Origin of the sequence: Phenylobacterium sp., assembly GCF_030693805.1 — a bacterium.
Lineage (GTDB): Bacteria > Pseudomonadota > Alphaproteobacteria > Caulobacterales > Caulobacteraceae > Phenylobacterium.
In genome coordinates this window covers 1-13,010 of sequence record NZ_JAUXZW010000230.1, presented here as the reverse complement: position 1 = coordinate 13,010, position 13,010 = coordinate 1, and the positions used below count along the sequence as shown (strand labels likewise).

Annotated in this window: 14 protein-coding genes; 6 read left to right on the top strand and 8 right to left on the bottom strand. The window is 68.8% G+C overall.

All coding sequences use genetic code 11. The features are described from left to right. The coding region (locus Q8M88_RS08955; RefSeq protein ID WP_305596516.1) for a MarR family winged helix-turn-helix transcriptional regulator at window positions 1–371 on the bottom strand (371 nt) is incomplete at its 3' end. Between the two features lie 77 nt (window positions 372–448). Between Q8M88_RS08955 and Q8M88_RS08950 the strand changes: the two genes are divergently transcribed. Together Q8M88_RS08950 and Q8M88_RS08945 are read left to right on the top strand one after the other, a co-directional pair. Then, window positions 449–1,339: a branched-chain amino acid aminotransferase gene (locus tag Q8M88_RS08950; protein ID WP_305596514.1), complete on the top strand. Its 891-nt coding sequence runs from the start codon at window positions 449–451 to the stop codon at window positions 1,337–1,339. A 74-nt stretch (window positions 1,340–1,413) separates the two neighbouring features. Then, window positions 1,414–1,596, top strand: coding sequence for a YegP family protein (locus Q8M88_RS08945; RefSeq protein WP_305596512.1), 183 nt, complete (start codon window positions 1,414–1,416; stop codon window positions 1,594–1,596). 76 nt (window positions 1,597–1,672) lie between these two features. On the opposite strand, the gene Q8M88_RS08940 is transcribed toward Q8M88_RS08945, so the two are convergent. The 4 genes from Q8M88_RS08940 to Q8M88_RS08925 form a co-directional block, all read right to left on the bottom strand. Continuing rightward, the gene (locus Q8M88_RS08940) at window positions 1,673–2,083 is read right to left on the bottom strand and encodes a hypothetical protein (RefSeq protein ID WP_305596510.1); all 411 of its coding nucleotides are present in this window, start codon (window positions 2,081–2,083) and stop codon (window positions 1,673–1,675) included. 151 nt (window positions 2,084–2,234) lie between these two features. Then, on the bottom strand, window positions 2,235–2,582 hold the full coding sequence (gene folB / locus Q8M88_RS08935; protein WP_305596520.1) for a dihydroneopterin aldolase: 348 nt from the start codon (window positions 2,580–2,582) through the stop codon (window positions 2,235–2,237). A 72-nt stretch (window positions 2,583–2,654) separates the two neighbouring features. Then, window positions 2,655–3,398: an SDR family oxidoreductase gene (locus Q8M88_RS08930; RefSeq protein ID WP_305596508.1), complete on the bottom strand. Its 744-nt coding sequence runs from the start codon at window positions 3,396–3,398 to the stop codon at window positions 2,655–2,657. A 20-nt stretch (window positions 3,399–3,418) separates the two neighbouring features. Beyond that, entirely contained in the window at window positions 3,419–3,598 is a 180-nt protein-coding gene (locus tag Q8M88_RS08925; protein WP_305596506.1) for a hypothetical protein, read from the bottom strand. Between the two features lie 51 nt (window positions 3,599–3,649). On the opposite strand from Q8M88_RS08925, the gene Q8M88_RS08920 reads away from it, so the two are divergent. Next, complete coding sequence (locus Q8M88_RS08920) at window positions 3,650–5,086, top strand: aldehyde dehydrogenase family protein (protein ID WP_305596504.1); 1,437 nt, start codon at window positions 3,650–3,652, stop codon at window positions 5,084–5,086. Window positions 5,087–5,093: 7 nt separating this feature from the next. On the opposite strand, the gene Q8M88_RS08915 is transcribed toward Q8M88_RS08920, so the two are convergent. Next, window positions 5,094–6,362: an adenosylmethionine--8-amino-7-oxononanoate transaminase gene (locus tag Q8M88_RS08915; RefSeq protein ID WP_305596502.1), complete on the bottom strand. Its 1,269-nt coding sequence runs from the start codon at window positions 6,360–6,362 to the stop codon at window positions 5,094–5,096. A 64-nt stretch (window positions 6,363–6,426) separates the two neighbouring features. Between Q8M88_RS08915 and bioF the strand changes: the two genes are divergently transcribed. Beyond that, the gene (gene bioF, locus Q8M88_RS08910; RefSeq protein ID WP_305596518.1) at window positions 6,427–7,581 is read left to right on the top strand and encodes an 8-amino-7-oxononanoate synthase; all 1,155 of its coding nucleotides are present in this window, start codon (window positions 6,427–6,429) and stop codon (window positions 7,579–7,581) included. Between the two features lie 4 nt (window positions 7,582–7,585). Next, window positions 7,586–8,272, top strand: coding sequence for a dethiobiotin synthase (gene bioD / locus Q8M88_RS08905; protein ID WP_305596500.1), 687 nt, complete (start codon window positions 7,586–7,588; stop codon window positions 8,270–8,272). Here the strand turns inward: bioD and Q8M88_RS08900 are convergent. Then, window positions 8,250–10,721, bottom strand: a complete 2,472-nt coding sequence (locus tag Q8M88_RS08900; protein WP_305596498.1) for a TonB-dependent receptor — start codon at window positions 10,719–10,721, stop codon at window positions 8,250–8,252. The two genes, bioD and Q8M88_RS08900, sit on opposite strands and share 23 nt — an antisense overlap. A 181-nt stretch (window positions 10,722–10,902) precedes the next feature. Further along, window positions 10,903–12,087, bottom strand: coding sequence for a Na+/H+ antiporter NhaA (gene nhaA, locus Q8M88_RS08895; protein WP_305596496.1), 1,185 nt, complete (start codon window positions 12,085–12,087; stop codon window positions 10,903–10,905). 50 nt (window positions 12,088–12,137) lie between these two features. Here nhaA and Q8M88_RS08890 point away from each other — a divergent pair. Then, a partial coding sequence (locus tag Q8M88_RS08890; protein ID WP_305596494.1) for a protein adenylyltransferase SelO family protein occupies window positions 12,138–13,010 on the top strand: 873 nt, incomplete at its 3' end.

Genomic DNA, 13,010 nt, shown 5'->3' with positions numbered 1-13,010 from the left:
GCGCGCAGCCGTTCGCTGACGCGCCCTTCGAACGCGGCTCCGGCCGCCGTGAGGGTGGCGCTGCGTCGCCGGCCGTCCAGTTCGCCGGCGGCCTTCTCGACGAAGCCGTGAGCCGCGAGGTCGACGAGGATGCGGCTGGCGGCCTGTTTCGACAGGCTGGTGAGGTGGGCGAGCTCCTGAACGCCCAGGCCCGGCCGGCGGCGGAGCAGGAAGGCGGCGCGCCAGTGGGAGCGGCCAAGGCCCGAGGGGTCAGCCTCCAGCACCGCGTCGACGCCGGCCCACAGAGCGCTCTCCGCCAGCATCATCAGTTCGACGCCCGCGTCGAGTTCGTCCTCGCGCAGGATCAGTCTTGGATCGGCGCCTGCGCTCATCGGCCCAGTCCAAAATGTTTGACGCGGCGTCTCTTGCGGTCTGTAAGGGAATTGCCCTGAAAGGAGGCGAAAGCCCGATGAGTATCGTTCCCTTCGATGACCGCGACGGATGGATCTGGTTCGATGGCCAGTTTACGCCCTGGCGCGAGGCGAAGGTGCACGTACTGACCCACGGCCTGCACTATGCGTCGGCCGTGTTCGAAGGCGAGCGGATGTACGGTGGAGAGATCTACGAGCTGACGGCGCATACCGAGCGTCTGTTCAAGTCGGCGGAAATGCTCGACTTCGAAATCCCGTACACGGTGGCCGAGATCGACGAGGCCTGCAAGCAGACCTGCGCCAAGAACGGCCTCGACGACTGCTACGTCCGCCCGATCGCCTGGCGCGGCACCGAAATGATGGCGGTGTCCGCCCAGGACACCAAGATCCACGTGGCGATCGCCGTGTGGCCGTGGCCCAGCTATTTCGATCCCGAGGAAAAGGCCAAGGGCATCCGCCTGGCCTGGGCCAAGTACAAGCGCCCTTCGCCCGAGACCGAACCGGTGCACGCCAAGGCCACAGGCCTGTACATGATCTGCACGGTGTCCAAGCACGCCGCCGAGCGTGACGGCTATGCGGACGCGATGATGCTGGACTGGCGCGGCTACATCGCCGAGTCGACCGGCGCCAACGTGTTCTTCGTGCGCGACGGCGCCCTGCACACGCCCACCCCCGACTGCTTCCTGAACGGCATCACCCGCCAGTCGGTGATCCGTCTGGCCAGGAGCCGCGGGATCGAGATCGTCGAGCGGCACATCCATCCGGACGAGCTGCCCAGCTTCTCGGAATGCTTCATCGTCGGCACCGCCGCGGAGGTGACCCCGGTCGCCTCGATCGGCGAGCACCGGTTCACGCCGGGGCAGATCTCGCTGTCGCTGATGGACGAGTACGCGCGCATGGTGCGCAGGCAGACCACGGTCGCCGCCTGACGCTTCGCACAGCTTGACAGTGGGCCGGGAAGGTGGACCCTTCCGGCCTGTTGTTCGAGCCGGAGGAGGCGTCGATGGCCTACAAGTTCGAGATCGTCAAAGACAAGGCGGGCGAATTCCGCGTCCGCTTCAAGGCCAGCAACGGCGAGCTGATGTTCGCCACCGAAGGCTATTCATCGAAGGCCTCGGCGAAGAACGCCATCGCCTCGATCCAGAAGAACACCCCAGACGCCGAGATCGACGACCAGACGGATTGAGGCGGGCCTGTCCGGCAATCCCGGCCGCCATTCCTATCACTCGTCCCGACCTTCGCCGGGATGAGCTGATGTGGAGTCAGATCAACCACGCCTTCGGGCGCGGATAGGCTTCGCTGCGGGCCAAGTAGATCGAGCCGATCACCAGGCGGGCGATAAACCAGACGCCGAGCAGCGACAGAATTATCCAGCCCAGCGCCACCACCGGCAGGCCGATCAGCACCAGCGACAGCGGCAGGCCGACGATCACCAGGATCGAGCCGATCACCGCCCAGGCTATGCCCAGCCAGAAGGTGCCGATCAGGAAGTCGTAGTGACTGCGGGTGGCCGCGTCGGCCTTATCGCGGTTCACATAGGCGAGGATCAGGCCCAGCAGGATGGTCACGCCGTTCGCCAGACCGATGAAGTACAGCGCATAGGCGCTGGCCGGCAGCAGCCGACCGAATGTGGTGGGCGCGGGCAGGGGCTGGATGTGGACGGGTTCGCTCATGGCATCCTCTAAGGCTCAACCCCTAATGTGGGGACCCTTGCGCGTGGTGCAAATCGAGCGTTTCGCGGCGGCCATACCAAGTCTGGCCAGCAGCGGCCCTACCGGGTAGTTCGCTCAGCAACTTCAATGACTTGATGCGAGTCCGACCGGGTCAACCCCGGACCAGCGTCACCTCGACGCCGGCGGCCGCGGCGTCGGGCGCCAGCGCCAGGGGCTTCTCGACCCGCACGCGCGCACGGGTCACGCGCGTGTCGGCGAGGCAGGCGCGGGCCAGCCGCTCGGCGAAGGCTTCGACCAGCAGGATGTGGCCCTCGGCGGCGACGGCGCGCGCGGCCTTGACCACCATCTCGTAGTTCACCGTATCGGCCAGGCGCTCGGCCCCCGCGGTCGGCGCGTCCAGTTCGACGTCGACGATCAGCGGCTGGGAGCGTCCGCGCTCGTGGCGATGGACGCCGATCTCCGCCTCGATCTTGATCCCGGTGACGAAGATCTTGGTCATCACCACCCGCAGGCTCAAGGCGGCGACGGGGTCGGTGTCGGGGCGCGGTTGTGAGGACACGTGGGCGGCCTTTCAGGTACGCACGGCGAGGTGCTGGCCAGCATCGACGGCGATCATCTGGCCAGTCACTGACGTAGCGTCAATCAGATAGCGCAGCGCCTGGGCGATCTCTGCTACGCCCACGGGATGGCGCAGCGGCGTCGCCGCAGCTTCGGCCGCGAAGGCCGCCGCGTCCTGGTGGATCGAGGCCAGCGTCGGGCCCGGTCCGATGGCGTTGACCCGTACGCGTGGCGCCAACGCCTTGGCCAGCATGCGCGTGGCTTCCCACAGGGCGGTCTTGGAGAGCGTATAGCTGAAGAACGCCGGCGCCGGATCCCAGACCCGCTGGTCGAGGATGTTGACCACCTGGCCGGTGCGGGCGGCGGGCAGGCGGCGGGCGAACACCTGGGCCAGCACCAGCGGCGCGCGCAGGTTGGTCTCCATGTGCAGGTCCCAAGACGAGCGGTTCATGCTGGAGAAGGCGTCTTCCTCGAAGACGCTCGCGTTGTTGACCAGCAGGGTCACCGGGCCGAGTTCGCTCTCGGCGTCTCCGATCAGGGCGACGCTGCCGGCTTCCTGGCGCAGGTCGCAGGTGAGGATCGCGGAGCGGCGACCGCGGGCGCGCACCTCGGCGGCGGCGGCCTGGGCGTCGTCGTCGACGCTGCGGCAGTGTATGGCGACATCGAAGCCGGCGTCGGCGCAGGCGGCGGCCAGGGTGCGCCCGATGCGGCGCGCGCCCCCGGTGACCAGCGCCGCGCCGCGCTCGGAGTCAGCCAAGGGGGCGCTCCTGGGTCAGGTCAGTCCAGCCGGCCGAATTCGTAAACGTTGAGCGCGCCGATCACCACGAGGAAGGCGACGACGATGCCGATTGCGACCATGGGAAGGCTCCTTGTTGCCGTCTGGGCTTTAGCGGCCCCGCCCTGCCGCCGCAAGTCGCGCCGGTGCGTGCGGGAGGGGCTTTCGCGCGCCTTGGGCAAGACTATGATGCGCGCCGCGGCGGGCGCCGCGACCGATGACGGAGAAGCACGATGCGCGAATACCTGAAGTTCCTGATCGACGGCCGCTGGGTTGAGCCCGTGACGCTGAAGACCCTGGATGTCGAGAACCCCGCCACCGAGCAGGTCTGCGGGCGCATCGCCCTGGGCTCGGCCGCCGACGTGGACGCCGCCGTGAGCGCCGCCCGCAAGGCGTTTCCCGCCTGGTCGCAGACCAGCCGCGAGGAGCGGCTGGAGGTCCTACAGCGCATCGTCGACGAATATCAGAAGCGCTTCGGCGACCTGGCCGACGCGGTGACCGAAGAAATGGGCGCGCCCGCGTCGTTGGCGCAGCGTGCGCAGGTGCCGATCGGCCTTGGCCATCTGACCACCGCCATCGGCATCCTGAAGGACTTCGAGTTCGAGGAAGACCGCGGCGCGACCTTGATCGTCAAGGAGCCGATCGGCGTATGCGGCTTCATCACCCCGTGGAATTGGCCGCTGAACCAGATCGCCTGCAAGGTGGCGCCAGCGCTGGCGGCCGGTTGCACCATGGTGCTGAAGCCCTCGGAGGTGGCGCCGTTCTCGGGCCAGATCTTCGCCGAGATCATGCAGGCGGCCGGCGTGCCGGCGGGCGTGTTCAACCTCGTGCACGGCGATGGCCCCGGCGTCGGCGTGGCGTTGTCCAGCCATCCGCAGGTGGACATGATCTCGTTCACCGGTTCGACCCGCGCCGGGATCGAGGTCGCGAAGAACGCGGCGCCGACCGTCAAGCGCGTGCACCAGGAACTGGGCGGCAAGAGCCCGAACATCGTCCTGGACGATGAGGTGTTCGCCCGCAGCGTGTCGCGTGGCGTGTCGCACATGATGAACAATTCGGGACAGTCGTGTAACGCGCCCAGCCGCATGCTGGTCCCGTCCGCCCGTATGGGCGAGGCGATCGCCGCAGCCAAGGAAGCCGCCGAGAAGATCACCGTCGGCGACCCCAAGGGCAATGCGACCCTGGGACCGGTGGTCTCCAAGGTGCAGTGGGACAAGATCCAGACCCTGATCAACAAGGGCGTCGAGGAAGGCGCGACCCTGGTCACCGGCGGCGCCGGGCGGCCCGAGGGCCTGGACGTCGGCCACTATGTGCGGCCGACGGTGTTCGCCAACGTCACCAACGACATGACCATCGCGCGCGAGGAGATCTTCGGCCCCGTGCTGACCATCCTCGGCTACGAGAGCGTCGACCAGGCGATCGAGGTCGGCAACGACACCGAGTACGGCCTGTCGGCCTATGTGACCGGCGCGGACATCGAAGCGGCCCGCAAGACCGCCCGCCAGCTGCGCGCCGGCCAGGTGGTCATCAACGGCGCGTCCGACATGATGGCCCCGTTCGGCGGCTTCAAGATGAGCGGCAACGGGCGCGAGTGGGGCGACTTCGCCTTCCACGAATTCCTCGAGACCCAGGCGATCCTCGGCTATCAGGCCAAACCCGCGGCGGAGTAGGGCCGGCTCAACCGCCGCCCAACACCTTGCGCATGGCTCCGGTCAGGCGCTCGAGCTCGACGTCGGAGGTGATGTAGGGCGGGGTGAGGTAGACGACCTTGCCCATCGGGCGGATCCAGACGCCTTCAGCGACGAAGCGGGCGCAGAGGCCGCCGAGGTCGACGGGGGCGTCGAACTCGACGACGCCGATGGCGCCCAAGGTGCGGACATCGACGACGCCTGGCGCATCGCGCAGGGGCGCGAGGCCCTCGGCCATGCCACGTTCCAGCCGTGCGACGTCGGTCCGCCAGGCGCCGGTCTCGAACAGGTCGAGCGAGGCGTTGGCCGCCGCGCAGGCCAGCGGATTGCCCATGTAGGTCGGCCCATGCATCAGCGCCGCCCCGGTGTCGTCCGACCAGAAGGCGTCGAACACGCGCCGCGAGGCGATCGCCGCCGACAGCGGCAGGGTGCCGCCGGTCAGCGCCTTCGACAGCGTCACGATATCAGGGACGACGCCGGAGCCTTGGCAGGCGAACAGGTCGCCGGTGCGCCCGAAGCCGGTGAAGATCTCGTCGAAGATCAGCAGGACCCCGTGGGCGTCGGCCGCCTTTCGCAACCGCGCCAGCACGACGTCATCGTGGAACAACATGCCGCCAGCGCCCTGCACGCGCGGTTCGACCACGATGGCGGCGATCTCCGACCCCTTCTGCGCCAGCAAGGCGTCGAGGGCGGCTTCGGAAGCCGCGTCCATCGGCAGGGCGGCGATGTGCTGGGCGGGCAGCACGCCGGCGAACAGGCTGTGCATCCCCTCGTCGGGATCACACACCGTCATGGTTGCGAGGGTGTCGCCGTGATAGCCGCCGGCGAAGGCGAGGAACCGGGTGCGCCCCGCGACGCCGCGGTTGATCCAGTATTGCAGCGCCATCTTCATGGCGATCTCCACCGAGACCGATCCTGACTCGGCGAAGAACACGTGGTCCAGGTCGCCGGGCAGCAGGGCGGCCAGCCGCGCCGCCAGCCGGTAGGCCGGCTCGTGCGCCAGCCCACCGAACATGATGTGCGGGGCCAGCGACAGCTGACGCTCCACCGCCTCGCGGATATGCGGGTGGTTGTAGCCGTGGCAGGCCGTCCACCACGAGGCGATGCCGTCGACCAGCTCGCGCCCATCCTCCAGGATCAGCCGCGCGCCCTGCGTGCGGGCGACCGCCAGCGGCGCGGGCGCGGTCTTCATCTGGCAGTAGGGGCGCCAGACGTGAGGCGCCCCTTCAGTGAGCCAGGCGGGTTGCGGCGCGGACATGGCTTAGGTCTCCTCAGGCGTTGCGCGCCTTTTACCGGATGCGAAGCTGGTGCATACGCCGCCGATGACCACCGACACCCTCACCGCCTTCGCCGCCGGCAAGCTGGCTGAGCTGGACGCCAAGAGCCTGAAGCGCACGCTGAAGCCCACGCACAGGCTGGATGGCCTGTGGGTGGAGCGCGAAGGCCGCAGGCTGCTGTCGTTCTCGTGCAACGACTATCTGAACCTGTCGCACCACCCGGCGGTGAAGGCCGCAGCGATCCGCGCGGTGGACACCTATGGCGTCGGCGCCGGCGCGGCGCGGCTGATCACCGGCGACCACCCGCTGTTCACCGCGCTCGAAGCGCGGCTGGCGGCGCTGAAGGGAACGCAAGCCGCCTGCGTGTTCGGATCGGGCTATCTGGCCAACGCCGGCATCATCCCGACCTTCGCCGGGCCCGGCGACCTGATCGTGGTCGACGAACTGGCGCATTCCTGCATCTGGGCCGGCGCCAAATTGTCGGGGGCTGAGACCATCGCGTTCGCCCACAACGACGTCGCAGACCTTGAGCGGTTGCTGGCGGAGCGCCGGCCTGGGGCGGGCCGGGCGCTGGTGGCCACCGACGGAGTGTTCTCGATGGACGGGGACCTGGCGCCGCTGGACGCGATCAGCGCCGCCTGCCTTGCGCACGACGCCTGGCTGCTGGTCGACGACGCGCATGGGCTGGGCGTGGTCGGCGGCGGGGCGGGCTCAGCGCGGGCGTTCCCCGATGCAAGGGTCGACCTGCAGATGGGCACCCTGTCGAAGGCGGCCGGCGGCTACGGCGCCTATGTCTGCGCCAGCCAGCCGGTAGTCGACCTGTTGAAAACCCGCGCGCGCACCCTGGTCTATTCCACCGGCCTGCCGCCGGCGAGCGCGGCGGCGGCGATCGCCGCGCTGGAGGTGATGGCGGCCGAGCCCGAGCGCGTGGCCGCGCCGCTGACCAAGGCGCAGCGGTTCACCCGCGCGCTGAACCTGCCGCTGGCCCAGAGCTGCATCGTGCCGATCGTGCTGGGCGAGGCCGAAACGACGCTGGCGGCCGCGAGGGTGCTTGAGGACCAGGGCTTCCTGGCCGTCGCCATCCGTCCGCCGACGGTGCCAGCCGGCACGGCGCGTCTGCGCATCGCCTTCACCGCCGGCCATACCGACGCGGAGGTCGATCGGTTGGCCGAGGCCGTGCGCCGGCTGATCCCGGCCTGACGCCATGGTCAGCGTATTCGTCGCAGGCTCGCATACGGATGTCGGCAAGACCTACGCCGCCTGCGCGCTGATCGGCGCGGCGCGGGCGCGGGGAATGTCCGTCGACGCGCTGAAGCCGCTGGTCAGCGGCCTGGATCCGGACGATTGGGCCGACAGCGATCCGGGCCGGTTGCTCAAGGCGCTTGGCCGGCCGCTGACGCAGGCGACGCTGACGGCGATCTCGCCGTGGCGGTATCGCGCGCCGCTGGCGCCGCCGATGGCGGCCGCGTTGGAAGGCCGGCTTGTGACGCTGGCAGAGGTGGCCGCCTTCTGCCGCGCCAGCCTGGAGGTCTCGACAGCGGGTCTGACCCTGGTCGAGGGCGTCGGCGGGGTGATGTCGCCGATCACCGAGGACGCTACCTGCCTGGACCTGATCCACGCGGTGGGCGCGCCGGCGGTGCTGGTCGGCGGCGCATACCTGGGTTCGATCAGCCATACCCTGACCGCCGCCGAGGTGTTGGCCGCGCGCGGGATCGTGGTCCGCGCCATCGTGGTCAGCGAGGGAGACGATCCCGCAGCGCCGGACTTTCGCCGTACCCTGGCCAGCCTGTCGCGATTCGCTTCCGCGGCGGTGGTCGCCGCCCCACGCGGTCAGACCGCATGGGCCGGCGACGTGCTGGACCTGTTGGTCAGTGGCGCAGGCGCAGTGTGACCCCGTAGGTGCGCGGCGCCCCAAGGAAGGCGTCGTAGACCGCGATCGCATCGCTGTCGTTGTACTGGTAGGGCCCGTTGAAGCCGACTTGCAGATAGTCCTGATCGAAAAGGTTCTGGGACCACAGTTCGATCGCCCAGCGTTCGTCGCGTGATCCGAAGCCGATGCGGGCGTTCACCAGCACCAGGTCGTCCTGCACCTTCGAAGGATGCAGGTCTGAACCGGTATTGTAGCTGGACGTGTACTTGCCTGACATCGAGGTGCGCAGGGTCAGGTTGTCGCCCAGGTCGCGCTCGTACGAACCGGCCAGCGTCGCCGACCAAAGCGGGGCGAACGAGATGCGCGCGCCGGGCAGTCGGCGCAGGCTCGGGTAGCGGCTGGCGACCTTCAGGTCGGCCGCGGTGAACGGCGAATACTCCGTCTGGGCGTAGGTGACGCCGCCCTGCAGGGTCAGGCCGTCGATCGGCGGGGTGTAGATGAAGTCCGCGTCGACCCCGCGCGAGACGACCTCGGGGATGGTCTCGACGATGAATTGCGCACCCTCGAAGGTGTTGAGCTGGAAGTCGGTAAAGGTCTGGTGGAAGGCCGCGGCGTTGAGGATCAGCGCACCGTCGAGCCAGGAGGTCTTGGCCCCAAGCTCATAGGAGTCGACGAGTTCGGGAGCGAAGCTGGTGTCCGGGTTGGCGGCGAAGTTGGGGCCGGTCGGCGTCAACAGCACGCGGCCCTCGCGGTCCAGGTTATAGCCGCCCGCCTTGTAGCCTCGCGAATAGGAAGCGTAGGTCATAATCCGCGAGGTCCAGCGGTAGGCGAGCTTCGCCGTGCCGGAGACCTCCTCCTCCTTGCGCGACTGGCGCAGCAGGCCGAGGTCGTCGAAGTCGTCGTTCAGGGTATTGATGCACATCCCGCCAACCGCCTGGAGGGCGGCCGCCTGGCCGACCAGGCCGGCGATGGTCCCGAACGCCGCCTCGCCCTGGTCGCAGGAGCTGGCGGTGGTGGTGTAGCGGGAGTCGATGTCCTTCTCGTCGCGGGTGTAGCGAAGGCCCACGGTCAGCTCGAGCGCGTCGGTGAAGGCGTAGCTGTTGTTGGTGAACAGCGCCCAGGTGGTGTCGTCCTGGTCGAAGGTGTCGTCCTGCCCGCCGTCCTGGCGATAGATCGAGCCAGGAACCAAGCCCAGCACGGTGGGAACGCCGCCCAGCACCTGGCCCGCCCAATAGGCGTAGAAGTCGCTGCCGTAGAGCAGCAGAGAGCGCGATTTCAGGTTCTCCTTGGCGTAGAAGCCGCCGACCAACCAGTTCAGCGGCCCGGCTTCGCCCGCCAGGCGCAGTTCCTGCGAGACCTGTTCGAACTCCACCTGGTTACGTCCGTCGCCCGGACGATAGAGCAGGTCGGCGGCGGTGAAGTCGGTGTCCTGGCCGGTGGCGGTCTTCCAGTCGCGCCAGGCGGTGATCGAGGTCAGCGACACGGCGTCGTTCACCTGCCACGTCGCCTCCGCCGACAGGCCCATGTCCTCGACATCCTGGTTGGTGTCGCGGTTGGCGTATCCCTGGCGATCGAAGGGCGTGCTGGTCGGGTCGATCGAGCCGGGCCGCACGGCGTTGATCGAGCTCGCGCGGCTGCTAGGACCGGCGCCGACTGCGAGTTGCACGCCGACGCAGCAGAACTCCTCGCGCTTGGTGTAGTCGCCGATGATCCGCAGGTCGAAGCTCTCGAGCGGGCTGAACAGGAGCTGGCCGCGGACGGTGTAGAAGTGCTGGTCGTTGTCGTCCGTCTGGCCGCGCGGGCCGGCGCCGGTGAACACGTCCTGGAAGCCGTCGCGGGCGCGGGCTGCGGCGAACACGCGGCCGCTGAGCGCGTCGGTGATCGGTCCGCTGAGCGAGCCCGAGAAACCCACCGCGCCGTAGTTGCCGACGCTGAATTCGGACTCCGCCTGCACGTCGCGGGTCGGCGGCGCGGTGATGATGTTGATCACGCCAGCCGAGGTGTTCTTTCCAAACAGGGTGCCTTGCGGGCCCTTGAGAACCTCGATGCGCTGGACCTCTCCCAGGTCGCCGAAGCTGACGCCGTTGCGGGGACGATAGACGCCATCGATCACCACGCCGACGCTGGATTCGAGGCCCGGGTTGTCGCCCACCGTGCCGACGCCGCGGATGCGCGCGGTCACCACAGTCTCGCTGGTCGTCGAGGTGACGGTCAGGCCAGGCGTCAGGATGGTCAGCTCGCGGATGTCGCGTACGCCGCTGTCCTGCAGCGTCTGACCGCTCAGTGACGTGACGACGATCGGCACGTCCTGGAGGCGCTGCTCGCGCTTCTGGGCGGTGACGATGATCTCGTCGACAATGCGGGCTGAGGCGTCGGACGCCTGGCCCGGGTCTTGGGCCTGGGCGGCGGAAACCAGGACGAAGGTGGAGAGGACGGCGAGCGAGGCGGAGGTGCAAAGCATCTGGCGCATGTCGGTCAGGGCTCCCTTTAGCCGGCGATGTAGTCTCGCCGCGTCGAGTCAGGCGCTCCCCCCCAAGGTCAACTTAGGCCCAGGGGCGGTCGCGGCAAGTTCCTGCGGCGACCGTGTTGAGTTGGGGACAGCATGTGCTGTTATTGCCACGAAGCGGTTAAGGAGCGCTGCCGTACGCGCGTCAGGGGCGCGGTGCGTCAGTCCGCCGCGACTGTGACCAGGCGAGCACGGCCATGCCGACAAGCGCCGAGGCGAGGGATCCCGCCACCACGCCCAGTCGCGATTGCGCCTGGGCCAACGGGTCGGCGAAGGCCAGCCCCGCGATGAACAGGCTCATGGTGAAGCCGACGCCGCAGAGGATCGACACGCCCAGCAGATCGGTCCAGCGCGCACCCGTGGGCCGGCGCGCCAGACCCAGGCCGATGGCCAGCGCCGCTGCGCCGAAGACCCCCACCGCCTTGCCGATGAACAGGCCCACAGCGATTCCCACCGGCAACGGCTGGAAGGCCGCGCCCGGCGGGCCGTCGGCGAGTGAGAACCCTGCCGCCGCGAAAGCGAACAGCGGCAGGATCAGGAATGCGACATAGGGGTGAAGGGCCGTCATCAGCTCGTGCAGGGCGCTGGCGCTGCCTGGCCGGCGTGGCTCAAGCGGTACGGTGAGCGCGGCGGCGACCCCCGCCAGGGAGGTGTTCACACCCGACTTCAGCGTGAAGGCCCACAGCAGCACGAAGGCGGCGACGTAGAAGAAGTAGGGCGCGCGACGCCACTGCGACATCGCCGCGAGCACGGCGAGCGTTGCGCCGGCGCCGGCCAGGGTGCGCCAGTCGATATGGGTGCTGAACAGCACGCCGATCAGCACCACGGCGGCGAGATCGTCGGCGATCGCCAGCGTCAGCAGGAAAACCCTGAGCGACGGCGGCAGACGCGGACCGGCAATGGCGAGCGCGGCCAAGGCGAACGCGATGTCGGTGGCGGTCGGAACCGGCCAGCCGTTGAGGTGGCCGCCAGGTCCTGCGTTGATTGCCGAGTACAGGAGCGCCGGGACCACGACGCCGCCCACCGCGGCCAGCACAGGCAGGGCGAGGCGCCGCGGATTGGACAGCTCTCCGCGCAGCACCTCGTATTTGATCTCCAGACCGACGACGAAGAAGAAGATCGCCATCAGCCCGTTCTTGATCCACTTCAGAACGCTCATCGTCTCGTGGAAGGCGCCGATCTGAATGGTGACCTGGTGGTCGACAAAGGCGAAGTAGGCGCCCGACGCCGGTGAATTGGCCGCGGCGATCGCCAGACCCGCGGCGGCGACCAGGATCAAGCCGGAACCGGTTTCGGTCTTGAGGAACTCGAGGGTTGAGCGGGTCGACATCGGCCTTGCCTAACACAAGCCGTGCAAGTGCGCAGGCGCAGGAGAACAAGATGCCGACCGGCCCGCTGTATCGCCCGGATCCGCGCCTGCCAGAGCTGGGCCCGGAGTTCGCTGACCCGGTGGCGGCGGCGGATTTCCCGCAGACGATCCTGCGCTTCCGCAACGACCGGGCCGCGGCCAGCGTCGGGCTGGAGACCCTCACCGACGCCGAATGGGTCGGCCATTTCGGGCGCTTCGAGCCGCTGCCGAGCAACATCGATCCACCGCTGGCCATGCGCTACCACGGCCATCAGTTCCGCCACTACAACCCGGAGCTCGGCGACGGGCGCGGTTTCCTGTTCGCGCAGCTTCGCGAGGCGGGCGCCGGCCGGTTGCTGGACCTCGGCACCAAGGGATCTGGTCAGACGCCATGGTCGCGCACCGCCGACGGGCGGCTGACCCTGAAGGGCGGCGTGCGCGAGGTGCTGGCCACGGCCTTGCTTGAGGCGCTGGGCGTGCCGACATCGCGCTCGTTCTCCCTGGTAGAGACCGGCGAGGACCTGACCCGCGGCGACGAGCCCAGCCCGACCCGGTCTGCGGTGCTGACCCGGCTGTCGCACAGTCACATCCGCTTCGGCACCTTTCAGCGCCATGCCTTCTTCGAGCGCGCCGATCGCATCGAGGCGCTGATCGACCATGTGATCACGCTCTACTATCCGGAGCTGGCGGGCGAGGCCGATCGGGCGCCGGCGCTGCTGGGTGCGGTGGTGGCGAAGTCGGCCCGGCTGGTGGCGCGATGGATGGCGGCGGGGTTCGTGCACGGCGTGCTGAACACCGACAACATGAACATCAATGGCGAGAGCTTCGACTACGGGCCGTACAGGTTCCTGCCGCTGAGCGACCCGAATTTCACCGCGGCCTATTTCGACAGCGCCGGCCTCTAC